This is a genomic window from Streptococcus suis (assembly GCF_029616525.1).
Lineage (GTDB): Bacteria > Bacillota > Bacilli > Lactobacillales > Streptococcaceae > Streptococcus > Streptococcus suis_AF.
The window spans coordinates 23,403-37,332 of sequence record NZ_JANFME010000023.1 but is presented as its reverse complement, the minus strand read 5'-3'; the positions used below and the strand labels follow the sequence as shown (position 1 = coordinate 37,332).

At 42.4% G+C, this 13,930-nt stretch carries 14 protein-coding genes; 9 read left to right on the top strand and 5 right to left on the bottom strand.

Translation table 11 applies throughout. The annotated features are described in order from the left end of the window. The first annotated feature begins 446 nt into the window (after nucleotides 1-446). Nucleotides 447-914, top strand: a complete 468-nt coding sequence (locus NOL38_RS08845) for a GNAT family N-acetyltransferase (protein ID WP_277941938.1) — start codon at nucleotides 447-449, stop codon at nucleotides 912-914. Nucleotides 915-934: 20 nt separating this feature from the next. On the opposite strand, the gene NOL38_RS08840 is transcribed toward NOL38_RS08845, so the two are convergent. From NOL38_RS08840 to NOL38_RS08830, 3 genes are all read right to left on the bottom strand, one after another. Further along, nucleotides 935-2,194 (bottom strand): hydroxymethylglutaryl-CoA reductase, degradative, encoded by a 1,260-nt coding sequence (locus NOL38_RS08840; protein ID WP_277941937.1) that lies wholly within the window; start codon nucleotides 2,192-2,194, stop codon nucleotides 935-937. A gap of 260 nt (nucleotides 2,195-2,454) precedes the next feature. Next, nucleotides 2,455-3,609 (bottom strand): hydroxymethylglutaryl-CoA synthase, encoded by a 1,155-nt coding sequence (locus NOL38_RS08835; protein WP_277941936.1) that lies wholly within the window; start codon nucleotides 3,607-3,609, stop codon nucleotides 2,455-2,457. A 28-nt stretch (nucleotides 3,610-3,637) separates the two neighbouring features. Next, on the bottom strand, nucleotides 3,638-4,822 hold the full coding sequence (locus tag NOL38_RS08830; protein ID WP_277941935.1) for an acetyl-CoA C-acetyltransferase: 1,185 nt from the start codon (nucleotides 4,820-4,822) through the stop codon (nucleotides 3,638-3,640). 225 nt (nucleotides 4,823-5,047) lie between these two features. Between NOL38_RS08830 and NOL38_RS08825 the strand changes: the two genes are divergently transcribed. From NOL38_RS08825 to NOL38_RS08815, 3 genes are all read left to right on the top strand, one after another. Then, entirely contained in the window at nucleotides 5,048-5,740 is a 693-nt protein-coding gene (locus NOL38_RS08825) for a phosphoglycerate mutase (RefSeq protein WP_002936226.1), read from the top strand. A 105-nt stretch (nucleotides 5,741-5,845) separates the two neighbouring features. Then, nucleotides 5,846-6,229, top strand: coding sequence for a lactoylglutathione lyase (gloA, locus tag NOL38_RS08820; protein WP_277941934.1), 384 nt, complete (start codon nucleotides 5,846-5,848; stop codon nucleotides 6,227-6,229). A gap of 290 nt (nucleotides 6,230-6,519) precedes the next feature. Next, nucleotides 6,520-7,917, top strand: coding sequence for a polysaccharide deacetylase family protein (locus NOL38_RS08815; protein WP_277941933.1), 1,398 nt, complete (start codon nucleotides 6,520-6,522; stop codon nucleotides 7,915-7,917). A 66-nt stretch (nucleotides 7,918-7,983) separates the two neighbouring features. Here NOL38_RS08815 and NOL38_RS08810 read toward each other — a convergent pair whose 3' ends face one another. Together NOL38_RS08810 and NOL38_RS08805 are read right to left on the bottom strand one after the other, a co-directional pair. Continuing rightward, nucleotides 7,984-9,066 carry a DEAD/DEAH box helicase gene (locus NOL38_RS08810; RefSeq protein WP_277941932.1) on the bottom strand — a complete coding sequence of 361 codons (1,083 nt, stop codon included), beginning with the start codon at nucleotides 9,064-9,066 and terminating at the stop codon, nucleotides 7,984-7,986. Continuing rightward, complete coding sequence (locus NOL38_RS08805; RefSeq protein WP_277941931.1) at nucleotides 9,056-10,042, bottom strand: Gfo/Idh/MocA family protein; 987 nt, start codon at nucleotides 10,040-10,042, stop codon at nucleotides 9,056-9,058. Before NOL38_RS08805 ends, NOL38_RS08810 begins: the two co-directional genes overlap by 11 nt. Before the next feature lie 82 nt (nucleotides 10,043-10,124). On the opposite strand from NOL38_RS08805, the gene udk reads away from it, so the two are divergent. The 5 genes from udk to dnaX all read left to right on the top strand — a co-directional run bounded on the left by udk (nucleotide 10,125) and on the right by dnaX (nucleotide 13,881). Next, nucleotides 10,125-10,754, top strand: a complete 630-nt coding sequence (gene udk / locus NOL38_RS08800; RefSeq protein ID WP_002936217.1) for a uridine kinase — start codon at nucleotides 10,125-10,127, stop codon at nucleotides 10,752-10,754. Nucleotide 10,755: 1 nt separating this feature from the next. Beyond that, nucleotides 10,756-11,295: a PadR family transcriptional regulator gene (locus NOL38_RS08795; RefSeq protein ID WP_014638430.1), complete on the top strand. Its 540-nt coding sequence runs from the start codon at nucleotides 10,756-10,758 to the stop codon at nucleotides 11,293-11,295. A gap of 87 nt (nucleotides 11,296-11,382) precedes the next feature. After that, nucleotides 11,383-11,652 carry a DUF1294 domain-containing protein gene (locus NOL38_RS08790; protein ID WP_002940218.1) on the top strand — a complete coding sequence of 90 codons (270 nt, stop codon included), beginning with the start codon at nucleotides 11,383-11,385 and terminating at the stop codon, nucleotides 11,650-11,652. A gap of 64 nt (nucleotides 11,653-11,716) precedes the next feature. Continuing rightward, a complete protein-coding gene (msrC, locus tag NOL38_RS08785; protein WP_014638428.1) occupies nucleotides 11,717-12,214 on the top strand; it encodes a free L-methionine (R)-S-oxide reductase MsrC in 498 nt (165 codons plus the stop codon). Continuing rightward, a complete protein-coding gene (gene dnaX, locus NOL38_RS08780) occupies nucleotides 12,214-13,881 on the top strand; it encodes a DNA polymerase III subunit gamma/tau (RefSeq protein ID WP_277941930.1) in 1,668 nt (555 codons plus the stop codon). The genes msrC and dnaX overlap by 1 nt, the downstream gene beginning before the upstream one ends. The last annotated feature ends 49 nt before the right edge of the window (nucleotides 13,882-13,930 follow it).

The following is a 13,930-nucleotide window of genomic DNA, read 5'->3' as shown; positions in this document are numbered from 1 at the left end:
TTTGGTTGAACACTTTTCATTATAGGTCATATGGGACTTTTTTCTATACTCAAAAAGGCTCCATAATTTCCATGGTGGATTTACCCACTACAGAAATTATAGAGCCCAAAAAGCCCGTCATATCAAGCTTTCTAGCTTGTCCGACAGGCTTTTTTCTATGTTTTGGGGCTCCCAGAGTCAGGGGAGTGACTCTGGGAGGTTGGAAATGAAGCAAAAGCATTTTGCGCCAAATAGAGAGAAACTTTAGTAGTTTTCTACACTACACATTCTCGTTTTAAGACAACAAAAAACCAGCCTTGGCCAGCTGATTTTTTAGGAGATTTATGAAAAATTTTAGGATACACCTATAGTATACTCGAATTTTCAGATTCTTCATCGGTCTGTAGACCTATTTTGTTAAAAAATGAACATGTGCTATAATAATAAAAACTCAAAAGGAGAGTATTATGACAATCCGTAAAGCTAGACAATCTGACATTCCGATATTAAATGAATTGCTTCAAGATATTTTACAGGTGCATCACCAAGCACGACCAGATATTTTTAAAAGTGCAGGTCAAAAATTTTCTGAGGCTGAATTAGTAGCACTTTTGGAAAATCCAGATAAGCCTATTTTTGTCTTTGAGTTAGAGGGACAAGTGGTTGGGCATCTTTTTTGTGAATTATCTACCGCAACAGGCGATGTTTTAGAACCAGTTAAAACCTTGTTTATTGATGATTTGTGTGTAGCCAATTCGGCGCGTGGTCAAAAAATTGGCGAGCAACTTTATGAATTTGCTCTTTCCTATGCCAAGGAGCAGGGTTGCCATAATCTTACCTTGGATGTATGGGCTGACAATGCAGGAGCTGTCCGTTTTTATGAACGCCAAGGAATGAAATCGCAAAAGTTCCGTATGGAGCAAATAATAAATTAAAAAAGAGGGAGTCCCTCTTTTTAATGTTCTCTCATTTTTGCTAATAAGTTTTGAGCAGTTTCTAGGTTGCTGTGCTTTTCTTTCCGCAGGAGTTGGGCTAGTTGGTCTACTTCATGCTCCTCGGCACCAGCAAGTAGCGCTAGGGATTTTGTCTGGAGCTTCATATGACCAGCCTGAATCCCTGAAGTAACAAGAGCGCGCAGGGCAGCAAAGTTCTGACAGAGACCGACAGAAGCGATGATAGAAGCTAATTGGCGTGCCTTTGGTTGTTGGAGAAGGTCAAAAGCGACGGCTACCTTTGGATTGAGCCCGATAGAGCCACCGACGGAGGCGATCGGAAGAGGTAGGGTGATGGAGCCGACCAAGTGCTCGCCATCAATGGACCAAGTAGAAAGCCCCTTGTATTGCCCATCACGGCTGGCATAAGCATGAGCCCCGGCTTCGACTGCCCGCCAGTCATTTCCTGTAGCGATAACGACAGCATCTATACCATTAAAAATCCCTTTGTTATGTGTCGCAGCACGATAAGGGTCCACTTGCGCCAGTTTGCTTGCCAGGGCTATTTTTTGAGCAGTTTCTTGAGCAATGGCAGAGCTGGTAGCCAGACTAGGGATGGCAATATGGCATTGGGCGGTGACCAGTGACTCCGTTGCATAGTTGGAGAGGATTCCCATCAAAGCCTGTCCCTTGCTGAGCTCTTCTAAGTCATCCTTAACAGCTTCTAACATGTTATTGAGGATATTGGCTCCCATGGCTTCTTGTACATCAACCTGAAGATAGACAATCAAAAACTCATCCTTACTCTCAACAGTCAATTCTCTTGCACCGCCCCCTCGTTTGACAATGGAAGGGTGTGCTTGATTGGCAGTTTCTAAAATACTCTCCTTCTGGTCAAGAATCGCCTGTGTCGCTCTGCTATGGTCCGAAATATCGTAGAGAGCAACTTGTCCAATCATGATACGGTTGCGAATAGTCGTTGTAAAACCGCCAGATTTAGCGATGATTTTGGCTCCGAAAGATGCAGCTGCAACCACAGAAGGTTCTTCAGTAACCATCGGTACAGAGTAAGTTTGTCCATCCACTAGAAGTTCTGGAAGTACAGAAAAAGGTAAGGAAAACGTTCCTAGATGATTTTCTGCCATCTTTCCCGCAATTGCTTCTGGCAGGTTTTCGTCTTTGTATAGAACGTCTAAGCTATCTTCGGATAGGGAACGATTCTGACGGAGAATATCAATGCGCTCTTGGCGTGATTTTTTATAAAATCCGGAAAAAGTTGACATAGGTTCCTCTTTCTATAGGAAAGCGCCCCTTGGTGAGAGCCAAAGGGCGCCGTTTTGGGGAGCGGGAAAGAACTTGACTGATAGAAAAGAGTTCGTCTTCCCGCCCCCGCACAGTTGATTAGGTCAGATTTAGAGTGTGGTAACACGAATAAATCTGCCAATCAACCACTGCGCTGAGATGTTGACGCTAACTGTGAAAAGTGTGCTGGAAATTCGATCAGCCTATCATTCATTATTCCAATGAATGATAGGTAAAATGCTTATTTACGATAGATACGTTTGTGATTGTCCACTTTGATAAGGGCAAAGGGACTTTGGTCTTCTGGTAGGTCAAGGGATGAACCGGTTTCATCAAGGGTAATTTCTTCAAAGAAGACTTGTTCGTATTCCTTAACGCTGAGTTTTGTACGCTGATTGAGTTGTTCTAAACGATTTTCTTGTAAGTGGTCGCGATAACCTTCAACGACTTGACCGCTGAAAATTTCACAGACAGCGCCGCTACCATAGCTATAAAAGAGGATTTGATCCCCTTTTTCTAACGTTCTGCTATTTTCCAAAAGGGAAAGAAGAGAGAGGAAGATAGAGCCAGTGTAGATGTTGCCGACGACTTTATTATAGACGATAGCTTCCTGGAAACGTTCTGTCAAGCGACTAAGAGTTTCTTCATCCTGAGCAATAGCTTGCAATCCTTTAAGACCTTGTTTGGAGAAAGGAATATGTAAGCACATGGCAGCAAAATCGTTGAGGGTTTTGCCTGTTTTTTGTTGATAGTAGTCGAAAGTTGTCGTCAAGCAATCGGTGTACTGTTCAGTTGAAAATTTACCATCAACACGTGGATATTTGTCGTAGTTAGGACGCCAGAAGTCGTAGATGTCACGTGTCTGGCAGACATTATCATTGTTGAGGACCAAAATTCGTGGGTTTGCGGTTACCAACATGGCAACTGCCCCAGCACCTTGGGTAGGTTCACCGCCAGAAGCGACTCCATATTTTGCAATATCACTAGCAATGACTAGGACTTTTGATTCTGGAAATTGAGCGATATGGCTTTTGGCAAGACTTAGTCCAGCCGTTGCACCGTAACAAGCCTCCTTCATCTCGATGGAGCGAGCGAAGGGCTGAATACCGAGTAATCCATGAATGGTGACGGCGGCAGCCTTACTTTGATCTACGCTAGATTCTGTGCCGACAATAACCATATCAATGGTTTGTTTATCTTCTTCTGTCAGAATGGCTTCGGCAGCCTTTGCCCCAAGACTGATAATATCTTGAGTGACAGGAGCTACAGCCATTTCAGACTGAAGAAGACCAATCTTAAATTTATTTGGGTCCACATTGCGGGCTTGGGCTAAATCAGCCAAATCTAAAACATAATCGGGTGCCGCAAATCCGATTTTATCAATACCGATGTTCATAATATATCCTTTGTGTACAAATGATAGGTTAACTTGTTTGCGCATTGGAAACGATTAGGGAGATGCCTTGACCGCCTCCGATACAAAGTGAGCAAAGACCAAGCTCTTTTTCTTGCTTGATTAATTCGTGAATCAGAGTGACTAGGATTCGACTACCACTAGCTCCGATTGGATGTCCAAGGGCGATAGCACCACCATTGACATTGACTTTTGCAGGATCAATGCCGAGTTGTTTGACAACTGGAATTGATTGGGCTGCGAAAGCTTCATTGAGTTCGAATAGATCGATATCCTCGACTGTTTTATTCAGTTTTTGTAGCGCTTTTTGGCTAGCAGTAATAGGACCTAACCCCATATAGGCAGGATCTAAACCGCTTGTTGCATAGGCCTCAATATAGGCGAGTGGCTGGATATTTAGCTCACTGGCTTTTTCATCAGACATGAGTACCAAGACAGCACAGCCGTCGTTGATGCCAGAAGCATTGGCTGCGGTGACGGTTCCATCCTTTTTAAAAGATGGCCGAAGTGTTGCCAATTTTTCAATTGGCGTCAGACGAGGGTACTCATCTGTGGCAAAAATAGTTTCGCCTTTCCGATTTTTTAATCTAATAGGAACAATTTCGTCAACAAATCTTCCCTCAGCAATAGCTTTCGCAGCCTTCTCTTGGCTACTGTATGTAAAAGCATCTTGCTCTGCGCGACTGACATGATAGCGTTCAGCAACATTTTCTGCAGTAATGCCCATGTGATAGTCGTTGAAGGCATCTGTTAGACCGTCTGTCAGCATAGAATCTTCTAGAGTAATATGACCAAATTTACTACCAAACCGGCTAGTTTTGGATAGATAAGGTGCCTGGCTCATAATTTCAATGCCTCCAGCCACAACTACATCATTGTCACCTAGCATGATTGACTGGGCAGCCAGGAGGACTGATTTGAGACCGGAACCACAGACTTTATTGACTGCATAGGCAGAGGCTGTCTGAGGAATGCCTGCACGAATAGCAATTTGACGTGCAATATTTTGTCCTTGTCCTGCGGAAAGAACATTTCCGAAGATAACTTCATCAACGCTGTCTGCAGGGATGTTTTTACTAGCTAAGGCTGTTTCGAGGACTTGCGCCCCTAAATCAGCGATTTCAATATCTTTCAGACTACCTCCGAAACTGCCGATGGCAGAACGATAGGCAGACACGATAGCTACTTTTTTCATGATAACTCCTATAGTGGTATCGTTTTGAACTGTCGTGTTCAGCCTTACTATTATACCATTATTTTGTATTTTTTCTAAGAAGAAAGATAGGTCTAGAGACTGAATTTACATGTAAGAGTAATGAAAGCGCACACAGATTGTGGAAAGGCTGGCATTTTTTTACCTTTTCGTGTAAAATAGAGAAGTATAAGAGGGGAACCTCAAAATTTAAAGGAGAATCCATAAATGGTAAAATTGGTTTTTGCTCGCCATGGTGAGTCTGAATGGAACAAAGCTAACCTTTTCACGGGTTGGGCTGATGTTGATTTGTCTGAAAAAGGTACACAACAAGCAATCGATGCAGGTAAATTGATCAAAGAAGCAGGTATCGAATTTGATCTTGCTTTCACATCTGTATTGAAACGTGCTATCAAGACTACAAACTTGGCTCTTGAAGCTGCAGATCAATTGTGGGTACCAGTTGAAAAATCATGGCGTTTGAATGAACGTCACTACGGTGGTTTGACTGGCTTGAACAAAGCTGAAGCAGCTGCTGAATTTGGTGATGAGCAAGTTCACATCTGGCGTCGTTCTTATGATACTTTGCCACCAGAAATGGCTAAAGATCATGAGCATTCAGCACACACTGACCGTCGCTATGCACACCTTGATGATTCAGTTATTCCAGATGCAGAAAACTTGAAAGTGACGCTTGAGCGTGCCCTTCCATTCTGGGAAGATAAAATTGCTCCAGCATTGAAAGATGGTAAAAATGTATTCGTAGGTGCACACGGTAACTCAATCCGTGCCCTTGTAAAACACATCAAACAATTGTCTGATGACGAAATCATGGATGTGGAAATTCCAAACTTCCCACCACTTGTTTTCGAATTGGATGAAAACTTGAACATTGTGAAAGAGTACTACTTGGAAGCATAATTTAGTAACACCTGAGCTTGGCTCGGGTGTTTTTGTGTACGGTAAAGCAGATTTTTTACGGACTTTGTGCTATACTACATGTATCAAAAGACAAAGGGGTTACTCATGGCAAGTAAAAAAATGTTGCACGCTTGTTTGCGTGTTGAGAATTTAGAAGCATCGCAAAAGTTCTATGAAGAAGGGTTTGGCTTTAAAGAAACCCGTCGCAAGGACTATCCAGAGCATAAGTTTACCTTGGTTTACTTAGCACTTGAAGGAGATGACTTTGAGATTGAATTGACCTACAATTATGATCATGGTCCCTATATCGTAGGGGATGGCTTCTCGCATCTAGCTCTTTCTTCAGATGATTTAGAAGGGGACAATGCTAAGCATAAGGAGCTGGGCTATCCAATGACAGACATCAAGGGCTTGCCAGGAAGTCCAGGTCGTTATTATTTCGTGACAGATCCAGATGGCTACCGTGTGGAAGTCATTCGTGCAGATTAATTTAGAAAAGATTGCCTAGGCAGTCTTTTTCTTTTCAAAAAAATCAGAAAATGGTAGAAGGGAGGGAATTAGGAAGCAAATCAATTATTTATACTCAATGAAAATCAAAAGCAGACTAGGAAACGAAGCCGAAGATAGAACTGGAGTTCATCAAGGCAAGTTGACAACGGATAATTTTGATTTTCGAAGAGTATTACCTAATCTTTTTATGAGTTTTTATAGAACTGTCTTGACAAGAGCCTTTAAATGATTTAGCATATTTTATATATGTTTTGAATGGGAGGTTGGAGATGAAAAAAGTTAGTTTTTGGTTGGGAATCAACATCGCCTTGCTCGGCATAATGGTCAGTTTGGCTGTATGGTTATTTGCAGGACTTCAAGAAAGACAGGTTAGTCAGTTTATCGAGGAAAAACAACAAACCATCCTTGCTAAAGGCAAGGGCAAAATTCAAGAGGGAAATATCGATACGACCCATGTTGTAGCTACCTTACCTACAGATGATGCTGGTCATGTCTTAGGACCTGTAGAAAGTCGAATGATTTCCTATATTCAAAGACGCTTTGGTCATAAAAAACCAGCAGGAAAAATTCAAAAACTGGCCTTTGTTTCATCAATAGAGGGAAAAACAAATTTTAAAAATGTAACAGCTCGTGAAATTCAAGCGGAGCACTATAAAGTAGACAACTTGCAAATTAAAAAGCAGGATAAACTCCCGTCTGAGCGTGTGTTGTTGACGCAGGACAATGAATTGTTTACCCTGGAAGATTTATTACCTAATTTATCCTCTGCAGCAAGTATTATTGTTGATCATCTAAGAGAAGCCTTACTTGCTCAAGGAATGAAAGAGACTGATGTAGAAGCGATTGTCAAAAAATTTGAAACACTAGACTTAAATGCTATTTCCTTTAGTTATGGAGACAGCCAATTAACCTTACAATTACCAGATGGTTACGGCATCAACCAGTTGGTTCTACCAATTTCAGATTTGTACCCAGTAGTGAAGAGTGATTATCTAGTAGATGCTGATAAGGTTGGCTATGATGAGTATATGGCTGCACAAGTTGTGGATAAGAAACATTTGAGACAGGTCGCTCTAACCTTTGATGATGGACCGAATCCGAACACGACACCGGTAGTTTTAGATTTACTGAAAAAATATAATGCCAAAGCAACTTTCTTTGTTGTTGGTAAGGCTGTAGCTGGGAATGAAGCTATTCTCCGTAGAATGGTAGTAGAAGGGCACGTCATCGCCAACCATACGTGGAATCATCCCAATCTAGTCACTATATCTGGGGAGCAAGTACAGAGAGAGATTCAAGATACACAGGCAGCTATTACTGAAGCTGCAGGTATTGTACCAACAATGGTTCGCCCTCCTTATGGTTCTGTAAACCAGGCCGTTGTCAATCAGATGGGACTTCCATCGATTTATTGGTCGGTCGATTCTAAAGATTGGAAGAGTCGCAATCCCCAAGCCATTTTGAAAGAAATAAAAGAACAGACTTGTCCAGGAAGTATTATCCTAATGCATGATATTCATCAGTCAACAGTTGATAGCCTCGAGTCTGTATTGCAATATTTAACAGGTGAGGGCTACAATATGGTTACTGTAACAGACTTACTCGCCAGTCCTCTCAATCCTCAATTAATCTATTATTCACAAGAATTATCTGGTCCAGCCCAGTAAGAATGATAAAAGGCTTAGAATCATGTTAGTAGAAACACTGGTTCTAAGCCTTTTGTATATTGTTCATTATATTTTGTAGAGCTCTTGATTCTTGAGAATGACTTCTTGGACGGAGGCATACTTTTTCAATTGTTTTAGTTCGCTAGGACTAGATACTAGAGTGATGACAAGACCTTCCTTGCCCATGCGTCCAGTACGTCCAGAACGATGAGTGTAGGCTTCTTGGTCAAAAGGAACTTCAAAGTTGAGGACACATTCTAAGTTATCAATATCAATACCACGTGCGACCATATCTGTAGCAAGTAGAAGATTGAGTTCGTGATTTTTGAAACGTTCGATGATGACCTTACGGAATTTTACGTTGACATCAGAAGCCAATGAAACTGCATTCACACCATTATAGAGTAGTTTATCTTCGCTTGCACCAAGGTCTGATAGGCTGTTAAAAAATGCAAGAGCACGAAAATCAGGGATATTGGCAAACTTACGTAGAGTTTCCAAACGTTCACGCTTATCTACCATCATATAGCAATGCTGGATATTATCCAATTTCTGCTCAGATAAATCAATGCTTTCAATGTCCTCAGCAATTTTTTGACGGTCAAATTTAGCTGTTGCACTCATGTAGATCAACTGGTGGTCACGAGGTACATAGTTGATAATCTTTTCAACAAACTGATATTGAGAATCGGAGAATAGCTGATCAAACTCATCTAGGACGATGGTGTTGATATTCATCATCTTGATTTTTTTCAATTTAATCAACTCGAGAATACGACCAGGTGTTCCAATCAGGATTTCTGGTCCTTTTTTTAGTCGCTCAATCTGGCGTTTTTGACTGGAACCAGATAAGAATAGTTGGGCAGTCAGCCCAATTGTCTCCGACCAAGTCTTACAAACATCAAATATTTGGCCGGCCAGCTCTGTATTTGGTGCGAGGATGAGCAATTGTTGGGCTTTTTTAGGAGTTAGGGCTAATAGACTAGGCCAGAGGTAGGCAAGGGTTTTTCCTGTGCCTGTTGGGCTGATAGCTAGAAGGGACTTGCCGTTTGCAATAGGCTCAAAGGCCTGGACTTGGATAGGAGTAAAGTCCTCAAAGCCAAGTAGGGTAAGCTGGTCCGTCCAGCTGGAGGGAAATTTAGATTTCATTGTTATCCGCCTTAAAGATTATTCCTGCGTCTTGACGCATGGTGTAAAGTGTTTGATGGACGCTTTCTGCCACAGTCAACCACTGGTCCACAAGCTTGCGGTTTTGTTGCTTGATTGCCTGTGCAATTTCTAGCGCTTCTTCGAGCATAGGGTGCTGGGCCGCTTGGATTGGTAAAACAATTTGCTCTCCGTCATGTTTTGTAAAAATAGCAGAGCTGATATACTGGCATGCGTTGAGTGTTAGTGTTCCATCATTTGTATAGATTTCGCTCGCTAGATTGCTTGTGATATTTTTTCCTGCTTGAATGTGGACGATATAGTTGTTATAAATGAGTTGTCCCGAACCATTTAAGTCAATACTAGAAGGTAGCTGTTGTGCTACATAGCGGGCCGTTCTGGGAGTTCCCAAAATGCCGATGGCGGCGTAGAGCGTATAGACACCTAAATCCATGAGAGCACCACCGGAAAAATCAGTTGAAAAGATATTTGGCATTTGCCCAGCTAACAATTCAGGCATCTTAGAAGAATATTTGGCATACCCAAATGAACCACCTAAAATCGTTTTATCCGTCAAAAATTCACGGATAATAGTTTGAGCTTGCTCGTGATAGTTTCGAGCAGCCTCAAAGAGGAAAACATTATTTTCTTGGGCAACGCGACGCAATTGTTCTAATTCCTGAGGTGTAGAAACCATGGGCTTCTCAACAATAGCATGTTTACCAGCAGCTAGAACAGCTTTTGCCTGTTCAAAGTGAAGGGCATTTGGACTGGCGATATAGACAACATCAATGGGAGCAGAAAGAAATTTTACCCATTCTGTGTATAAATCGACTCCTTCATACTGCTCTGAAAAGGCAGCAGCAGTTTCTAGTTTACGGGAGAAAACAGCCTGTAGCTGATAATGTCCACTTAAATGGGCCGCCTCGATAAAACGATGAGAGATGTCTGAGGTGCCAACAATACCAAAATTAAGCATAAATTCTCATTTCTTTTGTGTTATCCTTTTCATTATACCATGTTTCATGGTAAAATAGTATTGAAAATAGAAGGAGATGATGATGACTCAGAAACCCATTATTATTGGCGTAACCGGCGGATCTGGGGGTGGCAAGACAAGTGTGTCACGTGCCATTCTGGATAATTTCCCAAATGCTCGTATATCTATGATTGAACACGATTCTTATTATAAGAATCAGTCCCACCTGACCTTTGAAGAACGGATACTAACCAATTATGACCATCCACTGGCTTTTGATACGGATTTGATGATTTATCATATCAGTGAGCTATTAGCAGGACGTTCAGTGGATATTCCGATTTATGATTACACTCAGCACACACGTTCAGAGAAGACCTATCGTCAGGAACCACAAGATGTATTTATTGTGGAAGGTATTTTAGTATTGGAAGACAAACGGTTGCGGGATTTAATGGATATTAAGATATTCGTCGATACTGATGACGATATTCGTATCATTCGCCGCATTAAGAGAGACATGGAAGAGCGTGGCCGTAGCTTAGATAGTATCATTGAGCAGTACACCTCGGTGGTGAAACCAATGTATCACCAGTTTATCGAGCCAACCAAGCGCTATGCAGATATCGTCATTCCTGAAGGCGTCAGCAACGTTGTAGCCATCGACTTGATTAACACCAAGGTGGAGAGTATATTAAGAGAGCGTGGTTAAGATGCCGAAGCAAAGAATATTACCTCATATCATATTAGGGATTATGGGTGCTAGCGGTCAAATGGTAACTGGCAAGCAGATTACCGACTATGTTCAACGTGATTTAGGCGAATTTTGGCAGGTTGCCCATAGCCAAGTCTATCCAGAATTAAAACGTATGACCAAGGAAGAATTGATTACTTGTCATGCAGTACCTGGAAATGAAAAGGAAAAGCAGTATGCGATGACGGCTACTGGTCGTCAGATTTTAGACGAATGGCTATCCATTCCAAATGAAGAAACGCCTCAGCAAAGAGACTTGTTTTCAATCAAGATGTTTTTTATCCGTGAAAAGGATGACCCACGGATTCCTGGTTTGTTGCAGAGTCAAATTGAACTAGTCACCAAGCACTTAAAACACCTAGAAAGTCGTAAAGTTGAGCTGTTCTCAACCAAGGAAAGTATCCAAGACAATTATGGACACTATTTGATTTTGACACGGGCTATTGAACGCAACCGTGCCCAGCTCAAATGGTTAGAGGATACACTGGCAGAAATGTAACGATTCGGATTTCCGAATCGTTTTTTCTTGTGTCCTGTTTTGGATTATGTTAGAGTAAGAAGAAATGTGACTTAATTGGAGGAATGTATGTCAATCAAACAGATGGTTAGTATGGCGCTAGTAGTTTGGAATTTAGTTGTCTTCATTACCTATGGTATGGATAAAGGGAAGGCAAGAAAGAACGCCTATCGGATTTCAGAAAAGACCTTATTACTCATGTCCTATTTTGGTGGCGGGCTGGGTGCCTGGGCAGGTGGAACCCATTTTCGGCATAAGACACAGAAAAAGTATTTTCAACTAGCCTGGGCTATAGGGGTATTGATTGATGCAGTGATTATGTACTGGATGTGGAAATAGGCGCAAGCCTTTTTCTTTATCGCTCGGACTATAAAAGTCGGCTTAACTATGCTATAATGTTCCTATGACAAAACAAGAAAAAATTTCAAACTATCAACTATTATTGGCTCAATTGGAAGCTCTTCTTGATGGTGAAACCAATGCTTTAGCCAATCTATCAAATGCTTCTGCTTTGCTCAATCAAGCTCTACCAAACTCTGTCTTTACAGGATTTTATTTGTATGATGGTAGTGAATTGATTTTGGGGCCTTTTCAGGGTGGCGTTTCCTGTGTTCATATTGCACTTGGAAAGGGTGTCTGCGGGGAGGCTGCAGCTAAGCGCCAGACTATTCTCGTAGACGATGTTCGTCTACATGATAACTATATTTCCTGCGATGCGACAGCCCTATCAGAAATCGTTGTGCCAATGGTGAAAAACGACCAGTTGCTGGGCGTTTTGGACTTGGATTCGAGATTAGTAGCTGATTATGATACGATTGACCAAGACTATCTGGAAAAGTTCGTTGCTCTCTTGGTTGAGAAGACGGACTGGAATTTTGCTATGTTTGGAGAAAAACGCTAATGTACCAAGCTTTATATAGGAAGTACCGAAGCCAGACCTTTGGGGAGATGGTGGGGCAGGAGGTGGTTGCGACCACGCTCAAACAGGCCATTGAACAGGGGAAAATCAGCCATGCCTATCTTTTTTCTGGGCCTCGTGGAACGGGTAAGACCTCGGCTGCCAAGATTTTCGCCAAGGCCATGAACTGTCCCAATCAGGTTGGAGGCGAGCCTTGTAACGATTGTTATATCTGTCAGGCTATTACGGAAGGTAGCCTGGAAGATGTCATTGAGATTGATGCGGCTTCCAACAATGGTGTGGATGAAATCCGTGATATTCGGGACAAATCGACCTACGCACCTAGTCTTGCGACCTACAAGGTTTATATCATTGACGAGGTCCACATGCTGTCTACTGGTGCCTTCAACGCCCTCCTGAAGACCTTGGAAGAGCCTACTGAGAATGTGGTCTTTATCTTAGCCACAACGGAGTTGCACAAGATTCCTGCTACCATTCTGTCAAGGGTGCAACGATTTGAATTTAAGTCCATCAAGGTGACGGACATTCAGGAGCACGTGGCTGCAATTTTGACCAAGGAAGGGCTAATCTTTGACGAGCAGGCTCTGACGATCATTGCGCGCCGGGCAGAAGGGGGGATGCGGGATGCCCTATCCATTTTGGATCAGGCTCTCAGCCTTAGTCAGGACCAGCAAGTGACCTTGGAAATTGCTGAGGAAATTACGGGTTCTATCAGCTTGCGTGCCTTGGATGACTATGTGGCAAGTCTGCGTCAAGGGGATAGTGTCACAGCTCTCCAGCATCTACAAACCTTGTTTGACCAAGGAAAGAGTATGAGCCGTTTTGCGACAGATCTTTTGCACTATTTGAGAGATGTCCTTATCGTGCAGACGGGTGGTGAGGATACGCATTTAACAACAGGTTTTTCAGAAAATCTAGCTCTTGAGCAGGCACGGATTTTTACCATGATTGAGATGGTGACCAGGAGTTTGGCGGACATCAAGTCCAGTCCTCAACCGAAGATTTACGCTGAAATGATGACCATTCGTTTGGCTGAAGATAGTTCTCCTTCGGGGGCAATGGCAGAGCTGCCAGCTGATTTACTGGGTCAACTAGCCAGTCTGCAACAACAAGTTGCGGATTTACAGAAACAACTAGGTCAATTATCTAGTCAACCAAGTGCTGTTAAGCCAGTTTCACGCAAGCCACAGGCTCCGAAGAAGTACCGATTGGATACCAGCAAGGTTCATGCAATTTTGCAGGAAGCTATGGAAAATCCAACCTTGGCGCGTGAAAATTTGACTCGCTTGCAGAATGCTTGGGGAGAAATTATCGAGAGTCTGTCAGGTGCAGATCGTGCCTTGTTGGTTGGTTCCCAGCCAGTTGCTGCCAATGAAAATCATGCGATTCTAGCCTTTGATTCTCCGCTTAATGCTGAACAGACTATGAAGCGTGACAATCTCAATACCATGTTTGGAAATATTCTCAGCAAGGCAGCTGGTTTTTCCCCACAGATTTTAGCTATTGCTCAGGAAGATTGGGTAAGTATTCGTGCTGAATTTTCGGCGAAAGCAAAAGGGCAAAAGACACAAGAAATCGAAAAAGAAGCCAGTCCAGTCCCAGAAGAATTTGGCTTTCTCGCAGATGCAGTTGAGATTAGAAATGATTAGAAAATATCAGTCCTAAGACTGATGAATAGTTTTGATAGATATTTTATAC

What these genes read in the sequence shown, in the direction of transcription:
- NOL38_RS08790 (WP_002940218.1), top strand. Translation starts at nt 11,383, where the DNA reads ATGTCAATCAAACAGATGGTTAGTATGGCGCTAGTAGTTTGGAATTTA.
- NOL38_RS08845 (WP_277941938.1), top strand. Translation starts at nt 447, where the DNA reads ATGACAATCCGTAAAGCTAGACAATCTGACATTCCGATATTAAATGAA.
- NOL38_RS08810 (WP_277941932.1), bottom strand. Translation starts at nt 9,066, where the DNA reads ATGAAATCTAAATTTCCCTCCAGCTGGACGGACCAGCTTACCCTACTT.
- NOL38_RS08840 (WP_277941937.1), bottom strand. Translation starts at nt 2,194, where the DNA reads ATGTCAACTTTTTCCGGATTTTATAAAAAATCACGCCAAGAGCGCATT.
- NOL38_RS08815 (WP_277941933.1), top strand. Translation starts at nt 6,520, where the DNA reads ATGAAAAAAGTTAGTTTTTGGTTGGGAATCAACATCGCCTTGCTCGGC.
- NOL38_RS08825 (WP_002936226.1), top strand. Translation starts at nt 5,048, where the DNA reads ATGGTAAAATTGGTTTTTGCTCGCCATGGTGAGTCTGAATGGAACAAA.
- NOL38_RS08795 (WP_014638430.1), top strand. Translation starts at nt 10,756, where the DNA reads ATGCCGAAGCAAAGAATATTACCTCATATCATATTAGGGATTATGGGT.
- dnaX (WP_277941930.1), top strand. Translation starts at nt 12,214, where the DNA reads ATGTACCAAGCTTTATATAGGAAGTACCGAAGCCAGACCTTTGGGGAG.
- NOL38_RS08830 (WP_277941935.1), bottom strand. Translation starts at nt 4,822, where the DNA reads ATGAAAAAAGTAGCTATCGTGTCTGCCTATCGTTCTGCCATCGGCAGT.
- gloA (WP_277941934.1), top strand. Translation starts at nt 5,846, where the DNA reads ATGGCAAGTAAAAAAATGTTGCACGCTTGTTTGCGTGTTGAGAATTTA.
- msrC (WP_014638428.1), top strand. Translation starts at nt 11,717, where the DNA reads ATGACAAAACAAGAAAAAATTTCAAACTATCAACTATTATTGGCTCAA.
- NOL38_RS08805 (WP_277941931.1), bottom strand. Translation starts at nt 10,042, where the DNA reads ATGCTTAATTTTGGTATTGTTGGCACCTCAGACATCTCTCATCGTTTT.
- udk (WP_002936217.1), top strand. Translation starts at nt 10,125, where the DNA reads ATGACTCAGAAACCCATTATTATTGGCGTAACCGGCGGATCTGGGGGT.
- NOL38_RS08835 (WP_277941936.1), bottom strand. Translation starts at nt 3,609, where the DNA reads ATGAACATCGGTATTGATAAAATCGGATTTGCGGCACCCGATTATGTT.